Source organism: Pseudomonas sp. LBUM1643 (assembly GCF_059716215.1).
This window is the reverse complement of the sequence record NZ_CP166813.1, coordinates 5947453-5963772: the sequence shown is the minus strand read 5'-3', so window position 1 is coordinate 5963772 and position 16320 is coordinate 5947453. Positions and strand designations below refer to the sequence as shown.

Annotated in this window: 14 protein-coding genes; 10 read left to right on the top strand and 4 right to left on the bottom strand. The window is 58.7% G+C overall.

Annotation, left to right across the window (positions count from 1 at the left end):
• Positions 1-128 precede the first annotated feature (128 nt).
• Positions 129-1169: a threonine aldolase family protein gene (locus ACA063_RS26985; RefSeq protein WP_497438997.1), complete on the bottom strand. Its 1041-nt coding sequence runs from the start codon at positions 1167-1169 to the stop codon at positions 129-131.
• 131 nt (positions 1170-1300) lie between these two features.
• On the opposite strand from ACA063_RS26985, the gene ACA063_RS26980 reads away from it, so the two are divergent.
• The 8 genes from ACA063_RS26980 to fdhA all read left to right on the top strand — a co-directional run bounded on the left by ACA063_RS26980 (position 1301) and on the right by fdhA (position 11467).
• Positions 1301-2017: a TraX family protein gene (locus ACA063_RS26980; protein WP_497663995.1), complete on the top strand. Its 717-nt coding sequence runs from the start codon at positions 1301-1303 to the stop codon at positions 2015-2017.
• A gap of 291 nt (positions 2018-2308) precedes the next feature.
• Complete coding sequence (gene glyA / locus ACA063_RS26975) at positions 2309-3562, top strand: serine hydroxymethyltransferase (RefSeq protein WP_497663994.1); 1254 nt, start codon at positions 2309-2311, stop codon at positions 3560-3562.
• Positions 3563-3585: 23 nt separating this feature from the next.
• Positions 3586-4836 carry a sarcosine oxidase subunit beta gene (locus ACA063_RS26970; protein ID WP_007947735.1) on the top strand — a complete coding sequence of 417 codons (1251 nt, stop codon included), beginning with the start codon at positions 3586-3588 and terminating at the stop codon, positions 4834-4836.
• Between the two features lie 14 nt (positions 4837-4850).
• Entirely contained in the window at positions 4851-5180 is a 330-nt protein-coding gene (locus ACA063_RS26965) for a sarcosine oxidase subunit delta (RefSeq protein ID WP_162436200.1), read from the top strand.
• Positions 5177-8194 carry a sarcosine oxidase subunit alpha gene (locus ACA063_RS26960; RefSeq protein WP_497663993.1) on the top strand — a complete coding sequence of 1006 codons (3018 nt, stop codon included), beginning with the start codon at positions 5177-5179 and terminating at the stop codon, positions 8192-8194. Before ACA063_RS26965 ends, ACA063_RS26960 begins: the two co-directional genes overlap by 4 nt.
• Positions 8195-8343: 149 nt before the next feature.
• Entirely contained in the window at positions 8344-8976 is a 633-nt protein-coding gene (locus ACA063_RS26955) for a sarcosine oxidase subunit gamma (protein ID WP_123513157.1), read from the top strand.
• A 186-nt stretch (positions 8977-9162) separates the two neighbouring features.
• A complete protein-coding gene (purU, locus tag ACA063_RS26950) occupies positions 9163-10020 on the top strand; it encodes a formyltetrahydrofolate deformylase (protein ID WP_194691087.1) in 858 nt (285 codons plus the stop codon).
• A gap of 247 nt (positions 10021-10267) precedes the next feature.
• Complete coding sequence (gene fdhA / locus ACA063_RS26945) at positions 10268-11467, top strand: formaldehyde dehydrogenase, glutathione-independent (RefSeq protein ID WP_007947729.1); 1200 nt, start codon at positions 10268-10270, stop codon at positions 11465-11467.
• A gap of 45 nt (positions 11468-11512) precedes the next feature.
• Here fdhA and ACA063_RS26940 read toward each other — a convergent pair whose 3' ends face one another.
• Complete coding sequence (locus tag ACA063_RS26940) at positions 11513-12628, bottom strand: RHS repeat-associated core domain-containing protein (protein ID WP_497663992.1); 1116 nt, start codon at positions 12626-12628, stop codon at positions 11513-11515.
• Positions 12629-12764: 136 nt separating this feature from the next.
• Positions 12765-13760 (bottom strand): RHS repeat-associated core domain-containing protein, encoded by a 996-nt coding sequence (locus ACA063_RS26935; protein ID WP_497663991.1) that lies wholly within the window; start codon positions 13758-13760, stop codon positions 12765-12767.
• Positions 13761-14054: 294 nt separating this feature from the next.
• Here ACA063_RS26935 and ACA063_RS26930 point away from each other — a divergent pair, with 294 nt between their 5' ends.
• The gene (locus ACA063_RS26930; protein ID WP_497663990.1) at positions 14055-14609 is read left to right on the top strand and encodes a DUF2780 domain-containing protein; all 555 of its coding nucleotides are present in this window, start codon (positions 14055-14057) and stop codon (positions 14607-14609) included.
• 1 nt (position 14610) lies between these two features.
• Here the strand turns inward: ACA063_RS26930 and yihG are convergent, their stop codons facing one another.
• A complete protein-coding gene (gene yihG, locus ACA063_RS26925) occupies positions 14611-15498 on the bottom strand; it encodes a 1-acylglycerol-3-phosphate O-acyltransferase, YihG family (protein WP_497663989.1) in 888 nt (295 codons plus the stop codon).
• 208 nt (positions 15499-15706) lie between these two features.
• Between yihG and rloA2 the strand changes: the two genes are divergently transcribed.
• Positions 15707-16213: a retropepsin-like aspartic peptidase RloA2 gene (gene rloA2, locus ACA063_RS26920; RefSeq protein ID WP_162436209.1), complete on the top strand. Its 507-nt coding sequence runs from the start codon at positions 15707-15709 to the stop codon at positions 16211-16213.
• Positions 16214-16320: the final 107 nt, after the last annotated feature.

Here is a 16320-nt window from a genome sequence, read left to right as displayed (position 1 = left end):
AAAATCAAAAGATCGCAGCCTCGTTTCACTCGACAGCTCCTACAGTCCTACAAGCCCTACAAATCCTACAAATCCTACAGTGCTGCAGGGCATTTACAGGGCGTTTACGGATGCTTCCGCAGGTGAGCTTAGCGGGACATGACTTCGCGAATATCCGCCGCCAATTCCCGTACGCGTTCTTCTTCGGTATCCCACGAGCACATGAAGCGTGCGCCACCATTGCCGATAAAGGTGTAGAAGCGCCAGCCTTTGGCGGTCAGGGCCGCGATGGCCGGTTCCGAGAGTTGCAGGAATACACCGTTGGCCTGCACCGGGAACATCAGTTCCACGCCCGGAATGTCGCTGACCAGTTCAGCCAGCAACTGCGCGCAATGGTTGGCGTGACGGGCGTATTTGAGCCATGCGTCATTTTCCAGAATTCCGACCCAAGGCGCCGACAGAAAGCGCATCTTCGAAGCCAGCTGACCGGCCTGCTTGCAGCGGTAATCGAAATCTTCGGCCAGTTTATGGTTGAAGAACAGGATCGCCTCACCCACCGCCATGCCGTTTTTCGTGCCACCAAAGCACAACACGTCAACGCCGGCCTTCCAGGTCAGGTCTGCTGGGGAGCAGCCAAGAAAAGCGCAAGCGTTGGAGAATCGCGCGCCGTCCATGTGCAGGTTCAAGCCGAGTTCTTTGCAGGTGACGCTGATGGCGCGAATTTCTTCGGGGGTATAGATGCTGCCGACTTCGGTCGCCTGGGTCAGGGTCACTACGCGCGGTTTCGGGTAGTGGATATCCTGGCGCTTGAGGGCGACTTCGCGGATCGATTCCGGGGTCAGCTTGCCGTTTTCAGTGCGGGCGACAAGCAGCTTGGAGCCGTTGGAGAAAAACTCCGGCGCGCCGCATTCGTCAGTTTCGACGTGGGCGGTTTCCGAGCAGATTACGCTGTGATAACTCTGGCACAGCGATGACAGGGCCAGGGAGTTGGCGGCGGTGCCGTTGAAGGCGAAGAACACTTCGCAGTCGGTTTCGAACAGTTTGCGGAATTGATCAGAGGCGCGGGCTGTCCACTCATCGTCGCCGTAAGCGCGTTGGTGGCCGTGGTTGGCCTGTTCCATGGCAGCCCAGGCTTCAGGGCAAATACCGGAATAGTTGTCGCTGGCGAATTGTTGGCTCTTGTCGGTCATGGCCGGCTTCCGTGTGCGAAGCTCTTATGGTGAAGGGCTTCGTGGTCAATGATGGTGCGCACTTTACCGAAGATCGTCCGGGGAGCACACGCGATGTATCTGTCAGAAAAACACAAAAACGATGGGCAATTATGCACATGACTCACCGCGATGGTGCACTCGATCTGCTCAAGTGGTTGGCGCTGTTGAGCATGGTGCTCGATCACCTGCGATATGTCGGTTACTCCGTTGATCTGCTGTATGTGCCCGGGCGGTTGGCGTTCCCGTGGTTTTGTCTGGCGATGGCCGCAAATCTGGCTCGGGCGCGTGCAATGACCCAAGAGGGCCAGTGGCGATACCTCGGTTGGCTGCTGCTGTTCAGTGCCATCAGCGAGATTCCTTATCGCCTCTTCATACCGGATCCCGACACCTTGAACGTGATGCCTACGTTGGTGTTGGGCTTGCTGGTGGCGCGGGGCTGGCAGCACGGCACACTGCAAACGCGGCTGCTGGCGGTGGGTGCCGTGGTGTTGGCGGCCCTGTTCCCGGAGCGACTGATGTTCGGTTTCTTCGGCGTGCTGTTGCCGCTGGCAATGTTGCTGGTGATCAGACGGCCCTGGTATTTCAGCCTGCTGCCGGGGGTCGTATGCCTCGCCGCCAATCAGTGGGAGGTGCTGTATCAGGCCGCGCGGTTGGGCAGCAATGCAGCCATATCCGGCGCCGTCGCTTGTCTGGTCGCGCCATTGATCGGGCTGTCCTTGTTGCGACATGCCAGGCATCTCCAACCGCCGCCAATGCGACGCTGGGCATATGCGCTCTATCCCGCGCATTTCCTGGCGCTCCTGGCCTTGCGCCAACTCCTGGTCTGACCTTCCCCTGTGGCGAGGGGATTTATCCCCGTTCGGCTGCGAAGCAGTCGCAAAGTCAGTTATCGAGGAGTGCAGGGGAGCGCTACGCACTCCAACGGGGATAAATCCCCTCGCCACGTCCAGCGGCCCTCTTCAGGTCATTTCGTGTCATGTCGTAAACGCACCTTTGCGTGGCGTCCGTAGGCATTTGGCCTGTCTGCGCCGGTCATACCATCGCATTCAAAGGGCACGGCCGAAAGGTACATGCCTCACCGAGACGAATGGCGCACCACCGCCGCTGGGAGAGACGCGATGTTCAGCAAGCAAGACCAGATCCAGGGTTACGACGATGCACTGCTGGCGGCGATGAATGCCGAAGAGCAACGTCAGGAAGATCACATCGAGCTGATCGCGTCAGAGAACTACACCAGCAAACGCGTCATGGAAGCGCAAGGCAGTGGCCTCACCAACAAATACGCCGAGGGTTATCCGGGCAAGCGTTACTACGGTGGCTGCGAGCACGTGGACAAGGTTGAAGCCCTGGCCATCGAGCGCGCCAAGCAACTGTTCGGTGCCGACTATGCCAACGTGCAACCGCACTCCGGCAGCCAGGCCAACGCTGCTGTTTACCTCGCGCTGCTGAATGCAGGCGACACCGTGCTGGGCATGAGCCTGGCCCACGGCGGTCACTTGACCCACGGCGCCAAAGTCAGCTTCTCCGGCAAGCTCTACAACGCTGTGCAGTACGGCATCGACACCACCACCGGCCTGATCGACTACGACGAAGTCGAGCGCCTGGCAGTCGAGCACAAACCAAAAATGATCATCGCCGGGTTCTCGGCTTATTCGAAGACCCTGGACTTCCCGCGTTTCCGTCAGATCGCTGACAAGGTCGGCGCGTACTTGTTCGTCGACATGGCCCACGTGGCCGGTCTGGTCGCCGCTGGCCTGTACCCGAACCCGCTGCCGTACGCCGATGTGGTCACCACCACCACCCACAAAACCCTGCGCGGTCCACGTGGCGGTCTGATCCTGGCCAGGGCCAACGAAGAGCTGGAAAAGAAATTCAACGCTGCCGTGTTCCCCGGTGGTCAGGGCGGACCGTTGATGCACGTGATCGCCGGTAAGGCAGTGTGCTTCAAAGAAGCGCTGGAGCCGGGCTTCAAGGCCTACCAGCAACAAGTCATCGACAACGCCCAGGCCATGGCCGGCGTATTTATCAAACGCGGCTACGATGTAGTGTCCGGCGGTACCGATAACCACCTGTTCCTGGTCAGCCTGATCCGTCAGGGCCTCACCGGTAAAGAGGCGGATGCGGCACTCGGTCGTGCCCACATCACTGTGAACAAGAACGCTGTGCCGAACGATCCACAGTCCCCATTCGTGACCTCCGGCCTGCGGATCGGCACCCCGGCAGTGACCACGCGCGGCTTCAAGGTGACGCAGTGTGTCGAGTTGGCCGGCTGGATCTGCGACATCCTCGACAACCTCGGCGACGCCGATGTCGAGGCCAATGTTGCCCAGCAGGTTTCGGCTCTGTGCGCGGACTTCCCGGTTTATCGCTGAGTGCGGTTTTGGAGTAAATGACTATGCAACGGTACTCAGGCTTCGGCCTCTTCAAACACTCCCTCAGCCATCACGAAAACTGGCAGAAGATGTGGCGCACGCCGACCCCGAAAAAGGTCTATGACGTGGTCATCGTCGGCGGTGGCGGCCACGGTCTGGCGACCGCTTACTACCTCGCCAAAGAGCACGGCATCACCAACGTGGCCGTGGTCGAGAAAGGCTGGTTGGGCGGCGGTAACACCGCGCGCAACACCACTATCGTTCGCTCCAACTACCTGTGGGACGAGTCGGCGCACCTGTACGAGCATGCGATGAAACTGTGGGAAGGCCTGTCCCAGGACCTGAACTACAACGTGATGTTCTCCCAGCGCGGCGTCTACAACCTGTGCCACACCCTGCAGGACATCCGTGATTCCGAGCGTAGGGTCAGCGCCAACCGCCTCAACGGCGTCGACGGTGAACTGCTTGATGCCAAGCAAGTGGCTGACGAGATTCCGTACCTCGATTGCTCGAAAAACACCCGCTACCCGGTGATGGGTGCGACTGTTCAGCGTCGCGGCGGCGTGGCCCGTCACGATGCCGTGGCCTGGGGTTTTGCCCGTGCCGCTGACGCCTTGGGCGTGGACCTGATCCAACAGACCGAAGTGATCGGTTTCCGTAAGGAAAACGGCGTGTGCATCGGCGTCGAAACCAACAAGGGCTTCATCGGCGCCAAGCGCGTCGGCGTAGTGACTGCCGGTAACTCCGGGCACATGGCCAAGCTCGCTGGTTTCCGCCTGCCGATCGAATCCCACCCGCTGCAAGCGCTGGTGTCCGAGCCGATCAAGCCGATTATCGACAGCGTGATCATGTCTAACGCCGTGCACGGTTACATCAGCCAGTCCGACAAGGGCGACCTGGTGATCGGCGCCGGTATCGACGGCTACAACGGCTATGGCCAGCGCGGTTCGTACCCGGTGATCGAGCACACCATCCAGGCCATCGTCGAGATGTTCCCGGTGCTGTCGCGCGTACGCATGAACCGGCAGTGGGGCGGCATCGTCGACACCACGCCGGATGCCTGCCCGATCATCTCGAAAACCCCGGTACCGAACATGTTCTTCAACTGCGGTTGGGGCACCGGCGGCTTCAAGGCTACACCTGGCTCAGGCAACGTATTTGCCGCGAGCCTGGCCAAGGGTGAAATGCACCCATTGGCCGCACCTTTCTCCATCGACCGTTTCCACAACGGTGCGTTGATCGATGAACACGGCGCTGCTGCGGTTGCCCACTAACAGGAGAAATCCCCATGTTGCATATCTTCTGTCCTCACTGCGGCGAGCTGCGCTCCGAAGAGGAATTCCACGCGTCCGGTCAGGCGCACATCCCGCGTCCACTGGACCCGACGACCTGCACCGACGAGGAGTGGGGCGACTACATGTTCTTCCGCGACAACCCACGCGGTCTGCACCACGAACTGTGGATTCACGCTGCCGGTTGCCGCCAGTACTTCAACGCGACCCGCGACACCGTGACCTACGAGATTCTCGAGACCTACAAGATCGGCACCAAGCCACAATTCACCGACAAGACCGATAGCCCGAAAGCGGCCACGACGGCTCTGGGAGAGAAGGTATGAGCCAGATCAATCGCCTGTCCAACGGCGGACGGATCGACCGCAACAAAGTGCTGAGCTTCACCTTCAACGGCCAGACCTACAAAGGCTTTGAAGGCGACTCCCTGGCTGCCGCCCTGATCGCCAACGGTGTGGATATCATCGGCCGCAGCTTCAAGTATTCCCGTCCACGGGGCATCTTCGCCGCCGGTGCGGAAGAGCCGAACGCGGTGCTGCAGATCGGTGCCACCGAAGCCACGCAGATCCCGAACGTGCGCGCCACGCAACAAGCGTTGTATCAAGGTCTGGTCGCCACCAGCACCAACGGCTGGCCGAGCGTGAACAACGACATGATGGGGATTCTCGGCAAGGTCGGCGGCAAGCTGATGCCACCGGGCTTCTACTACAAAACTTTCATGTACCCGCAATCGTTCTGGATGACGTACGAGAAGTACATCCGTAAGGCTGCCGGTCTTGGCCGCTCGCCGACCGAGAACGATCCGGACACCTACGACTACATGAACCAGCACTGCGACGTGCTGATTGTCGGCGGTGGTCCCGCAGGTCTCGCCGCTGCATTGGCGGCGGCCCGCAGCGGCGCCCGGGTGATCCTTGCCGATGAACAGGAAGAGTTCGGCGGCAGCCTGCTCGATTCCCGCGAAAGCCTCGATGGCAAACCGGCCGTGGAATGGGTTGCCAGCGTCCTCGACGAACTGAAAAACACCCCGGACGTGCTGCTGTTGCCCCGCGCTACGGTCAACGGTTACCACGACCATAACTTCCTGACCATTCACGAGCGCCTGACCGATCACCTTGGTGACCGCGCGCCGATTGGCCAGGTGCGTCAGCGTATCCACCGGGTTCGCGCCAAGCGTGTAGTCCTGGCGACTGGCGCTCACGAGCGTCCGCTGGTTTACGGCAACAACGACGTGCCGGGCAACATGCTCGCCGGCGCTGTGTCGACTTACGTGCGTCGTTACGGCGTGGCACCGGGCAAAAAACTCGTGCTGTCGACAAACAACGATCACGCCTACCGCGTGGCGCTGGATTGGCTCGACGCCAGCCTGCAAGTCGTGGCCATCGCCGATGCTCGCAGCAATCCGCGTGGTGCACTGGTTGAAGAAGCACGCGCAAAAGGCATTCGCATCCTGACCGGCAGCGCCGTGATCGAAGCCCGTGGCACCAAGCGCGTGACCGCTGCTCGTGTGGCGGCGATTGATGTCAAAGCTCACGCAGTGACCAGCCCGGGTGAGTGGCTTGATTGCGACCTGGTCGTTAGTTCCGGCGGTTACAGCCCGGTGGTTCACCTGGCTTCGCACTTGGGCGGCAAGCCGACCTGGCGTGAAGATATTCTCGGTTTTGTACCGGGGGAAGCACCGCAGAAGCGTGTGTGCGTCGGCGGAATCAATGGCGTTTACGGTCTCGGCGATTCCCTGGCCGATGGTTTCGAAGGTGGCGCACGCGCAGCCAGCGAAGCCGGCTTCGGTGCGGTCGAAGGCTCGTTGCCGAAGGCCCTTAGCCGTCTCGAAGAGCCGACCCTGGCGCTGTTCCAGGTGCCTCATGAAAAGAACTCTGCACGAGCGCCGAAGCAATTCGTCGACTTCCAGAACGATGTCACCGCTGGCGGCATCGAACTGGCGACCCGCGAAGGCTTCGAGTCGGTCGAGCACGTCAAACGCTACACCGCGCTGGGCTTCGGTACGGACCAGGGCAAGCTGGGCAACGTCAACGGTCTGGCCATTGCCGCCCGTTCGCTGAACGTGACCATCCCGCAGATGGGTACCACGATGTTCCGTCCCAACTACACGCCGGTGACCTTCGGTGCCGTGGCGGGTCGTCACTGCGGGCACATTTTCGAACCTGTGCGCTTCACCGCGCTGCATCACTGGCACGTGAAAAATGGCGCCGAGTTCGAAGACGTCGGTCAGTGGAAACGTCCATGGTATTTCCCGAAAAACGGTGAAGACCTGCACGCCGCCGTGAAGCGCGAATGCAAAGCCGTGCGCGACAGCGTCGGCCTGCTGGACGCCTCGACTCTGGGCAAAATCGACATCCAGGGCCCGGATGCGCGTGAGTTCCTCAACCGTATCTACACCAACGCCTGGACCAAGCTCGACGTGGGCAAGGCGCGTTACGGCCTGATGTGCAAAGAAGACGGCATGGTGTTCGACGACGGCGTAACCGCCTGCCTCGCCGACAACCATTTCGTGATGACCACCACCACCGGCGGCGCAGCACGCGTGCTGCAGTGGCTGGAGATCTACCAGCAGACTGAATGGCCAGACCTGAAGGTGTACTTCACGTCGGTCACCGATCACTGGGCGACCATGACCCTGTCCGGGCCGAACAGCCGCAAGCTGCTCAGCGAAGTGACCGACATCGACCTGAGCAATGAAGCGTTCCCGTTCATGACCTGGAAAGAAGGCCTGGTCGGTGGTGTGCCGGCGCGGGTGTTCCGGATTTCGTTTACCGGTGAGCTGTCATACGAAGTCAACGTTCAGGCCGACTATGCGATGGGCGTGCTGGAAAAAATTGTCGAGGCGGGCAAGCAGTACAACCTGACGCCGTACGGCACCGAAACCATGCACGTACTGCGGGCCGAGAAGGGCTTCATCATCGTCGGCCAGGACACTGACGGCTCGATGACCCCGGACGACCTGAACATGGGCTGGTGTGTAGGTCGCACCAAACCGTTCTCGTGGGTCGGCTGGCGCGGCATGAACCGTGAAGACTGTGTGCGGGATCAGCGTAAGCAGTTGGTGGGCCTCAAGCCGATCGATCCGAACAAATGGCTGCCGGAAGGCGCGCAGCTGGTGTTCAACACCAAGCAAGCGATTCCGATGAGCATGGTCGGCCACGTGACTTCCAGCTATGCGCACAACTCCCTGGGCTATTCGTTTGCCATGGGCGTGGTGAAAGGCGGGCTGAGCCGGATGGGTGAGCGAGTGTTCGCACCACTGGCTGACGGCAGCGTGATCGAGGCGGAAATCGTTTCTTCGGTGTTCTTCGATCCGAAGGGTGAGCACCAGAACGTTTAGTGGCCTCGGGTCCTGTGGAGAGTCGGCTACCGCTATCGCTAGCAGGCTAGCTCCCACAGGGGAACGCGGTTGAATGTGGGAGCTAGCCTGCTGGCGATGACGGCAGTGCAGCCACTACAGGAATCAACAGAATTCAGGAAAGGTGCTTTATGACCGCAGCCAATGTTTACCAACAACGTCCAACCACCGGGGCCAAGGCCGAGTCGTCGCTGCACCATGCCGACCTCGCCAGCCTGGTGGGCAAAGGGCGCAAAAACGCCGGTGTGATCGTGCGTGAGAAAAAACTCCTCGGTCATCTGACTATTCGTGGGGATGGTCACGATGCGGCGTTCAGCGCCGGCGTGCACAAGGCCCTCGGCATCGAACTGCCAGGCGCCCTCAGCGTGATCGTCAAAGGCGAAACCAGCCTGCAATGGATGGGGCCGGATGAATGGCTGCTGATCGTGCCAACCGGTGAAGAATTCGCCGCCGAACAAAAACTCCGTGAAGCGCTGGGCGATTTGCACATTCAAATCGTCAACGTCAGTGGCGGCCAGCAGATCCTCGAACTGAGCGGCCCGAACGTGCGTCAGGTGCTGATGAAATCCACCAGCTATGACGTGCACCCGAACAGCTTCCCGGTGGGTAAAGCGGTGGGTACGGTGTTTGCCAAATCACAGCTGGTGATTCGCCATACCGCTGAAGACACCTGGGAATTGCTGATTCGCCGCAGTTTCTCGGATTACTGGTGGTTGTGGTTGCAGGATGCGGCGGCTGAGTATGGGCTGAGTGTTCAGGCTTAAAGAGAGCCCTGTAGCAGCTGCCGAAGGCTGCGTTCGGCGACGAAGTCGTCGTAAACCCTGAGTTCCGGGTCAATCTGAAAGAGCGCTGCCGCAGGTTTCACGACGACTTCGTCGCCGAACGCAGCCTTCGGCAGCTGCTACATAAAGCTGCGTTGCTGCTACTTTTCGAACAGGAGTCACCGCACTATGAGCCGCGCACCAGACACATGGATTCTGACCGCCGACTGCCCAAGCGTCCTCGGCACCGTGGATGCGGTGACCCGCTTTCTGTTCGAGCAGGGCTGCTACGTCACCGAGCACCATTCCTTCGATGATCGCCTCTCCGGGCGTTTTTTCATTCGCGTCGAATTCCGCCAGCCCGACGGCTTCGACGAACAGTCGTTCCGCGCCGGTCTGCAAGAGCGCGGTGCAGCCTTTGGCATGATCTTCGAACTGACCGCGCCGAACTATCGGCCGAAAGTGGTGATCATGGTGTCCAAGGCCGATCACTGTCTCAACGACTTGCTCTACCGCCAGCGCATCGGCCAGCTGTCGATGGACGTGGCCGCTGTGGTCTCCAACCACCCCGACCTCAAACCGTTGGCCGACTGGCATCAGATTCCGTATTACCACTTCCCGCTGGACCCGAACGACAAGCCGTCCCAGGAACGTCAGGTGTGGCAGGTCATCGAAGAGTCCGGCGCCGAACTGGTGATTCTCGCCCGCTACATGCAGGTCCTTTCGCCAGAGCTGTGCCGCAAACTCGACGGCAAGGCGATCAATATCCATCACTCCCTGCTGCCGGGTTTCAAGGGTGCCAAGCCCTATCACCAGGCCTACAACAAGGGCGTGAAACTGGTGGGCGCGACGGCGCATTACATCAACAACGACCTGGATGAAGGCCCGATCATCGCCCAGGGCGTGGAGGCGGTGGACCATAGTCATTACCCGGAAGATTTGATCGCCAAGGGGCGGGATATCGAGGGGCTGACGTTGGCGCGGGCCGTTGGGTATCACATTGAGCGGCGAGTGTTTTTGAACGCCAATAGAACTGTTGTTCTTTAGGTCGTCATCGCTAGCAGGCTAGCTCCCACAGGGTTTTGCAGTGTTCACAAATCCTGTGTTCACCCGAAACCACAGGTTTTTTGGGGGTTCACAAATCTTGTGTTCACCCAAATCAAAGTGGGAGCCAGCCTGCTGGCGATGAGGCCATTACAAGCAACCCATAAACAGCATCTGTACCCGAGCAAACAACGCGCCGCCCATCGATGGCGACGCGAGCGCTACATAAAAACAACAGCGAGGTGAAAGCATGTCTGGCAATCGTGGTGTGGTGTATCTCGGCAATGGCAAAGTCGAAATACAGAAAATCGACTATCCGAAAATGCAGGACCCGCGCGGCAGGAAGATCAACCACGCAGTCATCCTGCGCGTGGTGTCCACCAACATCTGTGGTTCCGATCAGCACATGGTGCGCGGTCGCACCACCGCTCAGACCGGCCTGGTCCTGGGCCACGAAATCACCGGTGAAGTGATCGAGAAGGGCAGCGACGTCGAAAACCTGCAAATCGGCGACCTGGTGTCCGTACCGTTCAACGTGGCTTGCGGGCGCTGCCGTTCCTGCAAAGAAATGCACACCGGCGTTTGTCTGAGTGTTAACCCGGCGCGTCCTGGTGGCGCTTATGGCTATGTCGACATGGGCGACTGGACTGGCGGCCAGGCTGAATACGCGATGGTGCCGTACGCTGACTTCAACCTGCTGAAACTGCCGGACCGCGATCGCGCGATGGAGAAAATCCGCGACCTGACCTGCCTCTCCGACATCCTGCCCACCGGTTACCACGGTGCAGTGACTGCTGGCGTTGGCCCAGGCAGCACCGTGTACATCGCAGGCGCTGGCCCGGTCGGTCTGGCGGCTGCCGCCTCTGCTCGCCTGTTGGGCGCAGCCGTGGTGATCATTGGTGACGTCAACACCGTTCGCCTGGCGCACGCCAAGGCTCAAGGTTTCGAAATCGCAGACCTGTCTCTGGACACCCCGCTGCACGAACAGATCGCTGCACTGCTGGGCGAACCGGAAGTGGATTGCGCCGTCGACGCCGTGGGCTTCGAAGCGCGTGGTCACGGCCATGATGGCGTGAAGCACGAAGCGCCGGCGACTGTGCTCAACTCGTTGATGGGCGTGGTGCGGGTTGCCGGCAAAATTGGTATCCCTGGCCTGTACGTCACCGAAGATCCAGGTGCCGTGGACGCTGCCGCGAAAATGGGCAGCTTGAGCATCCGCTTCGGTTTGGGCTGGGCTAAATCCCACAGCTTCCACACTGGGCAGACGCCAGTGATGAAGTACAACCGTCAATTGATGCAGGCGATCATGTGGGATCGCATTCATATCGCGGACATCGTGGGTGTGGAAGTGATTAGCCTGGATGATGCGCCGCGTGGGTATGGCGAGTTTGATGCGGGCGTGCCTAAGAAATTTGTGATTGATCCGCATAAGTTGTTTAGTGCGGCGTAAGGCTCACAATTAAAGGCGCCTTTCGAGGCGCCTTTTTATGTTCATTTATATTGTTGCTCTTCGGACCCGGTTTAATTGTTTGTATAAATCCTGAAGGTGGGCGGCGTTAGTCAAGGCTTGCTGATAAGAAGGTAAAGTCTGATTGCCGTAATTCGGCGGTGGGCGAAACGATTGGAAATAGCCAGGTGCCGGCTCGGCTAAATGCGTTGTGAGATTGTCCTCCTCGTGCCTGGCTCTCAAAGCGGCTACGATTCCCTCCATCTGCTCGTCATAGGTAACGGCTCCACGCCTACTTCGAGGCGGTGTACCGCCGGACGTTGATTGGTGAGCGGAAAGTGGTTGAATGTCACGAAATGAGGCCTGAGAGCTGTCGCTTGCGTACCCGTTTAATGATTGTTGTGAGTTGGAAAAATTTGGAGCACCAGGGTGACGTGCTTCGGTCCCAGCGAAAGCCAAATTGTCCTGGGTCGTCCATGCCGGCGTCTTTGTGTTGGAAGCGGGAGGGCGCAGATTTGCCGTTGGATTTCGAGAAGGCCCGGTGGAAACGGTAGAATCGCTGACGAGCGGTCGTTTTCTATCCCTCATCAATCCGGCAGATCGAAGAGCGGCTTTCAACCACGAGGGGACGTGCCCAGTTGGGTCCGAGCGATTCACCGGGTCTCTGACGCAATACGCATACGCATTCAACCCTCCATTCCCAAACGGACTCCAACTGTCCGGGCTGTTAAACCTCATCAACACCGGGTTAAAAGCCCGATAGCCGTTCCCCAACGAATAACATCCTGTCAACGGATCCGGCCGTTCGCCGTTGAAGCCAAGCAGGCTGAGCAAGCCGCTGGCCATGGGGCGGTGACCGTAGGGTGTGTGAGCGATTGATCGGGAAGTGGACGCGCCGAGTACGTTCAACACTGAGCGCTGTTGATCGGTGGCCAGCATGCTGGTTTCTACGGTGTCGGTTTTGCACTTTTGTTGCGCCAGCAACTGGTCTGCATGCTGCATGATTGAATGCTGTACGACGCCGCTGATTTCTGTGGCCAGACGATCCTTTTGATAAAAGCGCTGTGCGACCTCTTGCCCCAAAAGTGCGCAATCGATCAGTCGATCCAGCGGGTCGTAGTGGTAGCGGCAAAGCAACGTATTTCGGTTCGATGGCATGGTCATGTGCTCTCGAAGAATGAGTCAATTCAGGGGATTATTGTTACGCAATCGGCGAACGTTGCCTGCCTGCCTGCCTGCCTGCCTGCCTGCCTGCCTGCCAGATCTGACGGTGGCGTTAAGTTGCGAAGTAGTTTGTAAATTATAACTCTCGGATTTTTTTGTTTAACTTTTCGGTTCTCCGAATAACTTTGTCCTTCTGGTGTGTTAATTCACGATTGAATATTTCCACTGCGTCAGTGTGGTAGGCGGCAGGTTGGATGTCTGGATCGGGATAATCTTCAAGAATTCGAGTTTCAACTCTACGTATGAATTTGTCGCTGTTCTGTTCGTAGTTTTTTAATGTGGATGTTGAATGCTCGAGCTTCTTTAGTTTTCGTCCGGAGTACTGAAGTTTCTTTGCTTCTGCTATTGCGGTCTCGGCTCCATGTACAGGGGGTGCATCAAGCTCGGGTATTATGACTCCTACGGGTACGTCTACAGTGCTGGAAGGTGCAGTTCTCAAACTCGATGCCGAGTTGCTTACCGATTCTGAACTCGCTGATAAACGACGGAACCGCTTATGTGTGGCTGACCTGAAAAAATCCATTAGGAGGATAAGTATCGGCGTATGGCCGGAACGATCTTCCCGATTGATCGGATCCCCCATGCAATACACGTACGCATTGATGCCTCCTGCCCCAAACGGACTCATATTATCTGGACTATTGAAACGCATGAGCACCGGATTAAACGCACGATATCCATTACCCAATAAATAATGACCGGTCACCGGATCAGGCCGCTCGCCATTGAAGCCGAGCAGGCTGAGCAAGCCGCTGGCCAATGGGCGGTGACCGTAGGGTGTGTGAGCGATTGGCTGAGGAGTGGATGCGTTGAGCACGTTCAATACTGAACGCTGTTGATCGGTGGCGAGCAGGCTGGTTTCCACAGTGTCCGTCGGGCGCTGTTGTTGCGCCAGTAGCTGGTCTGCATGCTGCATGATCGAGCGCTTCAGGGCGCCGTGGATCTCTGTGGTCAGACGATCTTTCTGATAAAAGCGCCAAGTGCTTTCCTGTCCCGACAATTTGCAATCTACCAGTCGATCCAGAGGGTCGTAGTGGTAGCGGCAAAGCAGCGTTTTGCTGTAGGTCTGCATGGGCGTGGGCTCCCTGAAGTGGGCATCGATCAGGGATAAACTGTGACCTAATCCACTGGTATTGGGTACTAGCAGAACTGTTAGGGTCGAAGTGCTTTCAGGTGTCCCCGACCCTTCGTCGCAGCATCACGACCTGCCATTCATCGCACAGCATCCGGGGTTTCACACTTCATATACGTACCCTGCATGAATATGGATGCATGGCCGAGGAACATGCTGGCTGATGCCCGGTCCAATCGGCAGTTTTTTCCGTTCCTGAGTGGGCGGTTTTTCATGACGCAAGAGGATGTCTGGATGAAGATTTCACGCGGTTTTGCACTGGCTTCGCTGATGAGTCTGGCGGCCAGTCCGGTCTTTGCTCAGTTCAGCCTGACCGATGCGGCCAATGCCATTTCGGGCATGAAGGGTAATAACGCAGCGACAGCGGCCGCGCCGACTTCGGAGACGGCGGACCTATTGGGTGCGCTCAGCCAGTTGAACGTGACGCCGCAGCAGGCCGTTGGCGGTACCAGCGCGATGCTGGGGTTGGCGAAAAATCAATTGAGCTCGACTGACTATTCGCAGCTGGCCAAAAGCGTACCGGGGATCGACAAGCTGTCGGGCGGTGGAGAACTGGGCGCCCTCGCCGGGTTGCTGGGTTCGTCTGGCAAGTCGGCCGGCCTGGATAACGCCTTGGGCGCCGTCAAGGACACCAATGACTTGAACAACGCCTTCAGCGCGTTGGGCATGGACAGCGGCATGATCGGCCAGTTTGCCCCGGTGATCCTGCAATACCTCGGTCAGCAAGGCGTTGGCGGTTCGCTGCTGCAAAGCCTGGGCGGAATCTGGGGCGCCGGTACCGGTAGCTGATTCAGCGGCGCTCGGCGCGCAACGCGTCGATGCGCTGATCTTTTTCGATCCAGAGCTGATTGACCCAGTTCTGGATTTTTTCGCGAAACACCGGATCGTTTTCGTAGTCGCCTTGCCACAGGGCGGGGTCTAGTTCGCGGGTCTTGATGTCGATGATCACCCTTGGCACGCTGCCGCTGATCAACGCCCAGAACCCCGGAATCTGCTGCTGCGGATACACCACCGTCACATCGAGAATGGCGTCCAGCTGTTCACCCATGGCGGCCAGCACGAACGCCACGCCACCCGCCTTGGGTTTGAGCAGGTGCGTGAACGGCGATTGCTGCTGACGGCTTTTCGCCGCCGTAAACCGTGTGCCTTCCAGATAGTTGACCACCGTGACCGGCTGGCGCTTGAACAGCTCGCACGCGGCTTTGGTGATCTCCAGATCCTTACCCGCAAGCTCCGGGTTCTTTGCCAGAAAGGCCTTGGTGTAGCGCTTCATGAATGGGTAATCGAGTGCCCACCAGGCCAGTCCCAGAAACGGTACCCAGATCAGTTCTTTCTTGAGGAAGAATTTGAAGAATGGCGTGCGTCGGTTCAACGTCTGGATGAGTGCTGGAATATCGACCCAGGATTGATGGTTGCTGACCACCAGATAGGAGGTATCGCGCCGCAGATCATCGCCACCGCGAATGTCCCACTGCGTGGGGATGCACAGGCGGAAGATCAGCTTGTCGATTTCGGCCCAGGTCTCGGCGATCCACATCACTACCCATGAGGCGACATCGCGATAGCGGCCGGGCAGGACCAGTTTGAGCAGGGCAAACATCATCAGCGGTCCGATCAGGACGAGGGTGTTGAGCAACAGCAGGAGGGTGACGAAACAGCCGGTGAGCAGGCGGCGCATAAGTAACTCTTGGAATCATTTGGGCGCGCCATGATAAGCAGCTTCGGGCGACAGGCCAAATCGGCGACGACGAATGTTTCACTTTTGGCTGGGTATGCTTTGCTCAAACGTTGTGTTGAATGTGCCAGCGATGCGGTCTCGCGGGCGAACGAATTACTCACAGAGTGTCTAAAATCCCGCTGCCCACCTTTCCAAGGAAGCCCATTACGTGAAATCCCTTCTTGCACTGCTCTCCCTCGTGGCCCTGCCGGTTCTGGCTGCCGAGCCGACGCTGTACGGTCGTTACGAATACATTGCACTGCCGGAAATCGGTGGCGAAGTGCTCAAGGCCAAGATGGACACGGGCGCGCTGACCGCGTCGCTGTCCGCCAAGGACATCGAGATGTTTACCCGTGATGGCGATGAGTGGGTGCGTTTTCGTCTTGCCACCAAGGATGCGAGTAACAAGGTCTACGAACACAAGATCGCGCGGATCAGCAAGATCAAGACCCGTTCGGAAGAGGACGCGGATGACGATGAAGCGACCGCGCCGACCAAGCGGCCAGTGGTTGATCTGGAGCTGTGCCTGGGTAACGTCAAGCGCACGGTCGAGGTCAATCTGACGGACCGCAGCAGCTTTAACTATCCGTTGTTGATCGGGGCCAAAGCGCTGCGTGAGTTTGGCGCGGCGGTGAATCCGGCTCGGCGGTTTACGGCGGATAAGCCGGATTGTTGAATGTTGTTTTCATCTAGCTCCACTTTCATGTGATGTTGTGAAGGAGGGGCCGCCGTGAGCTAAAACTTTCGGCGAATAATTTCATTTGCCAAAACACTTTCAATCAG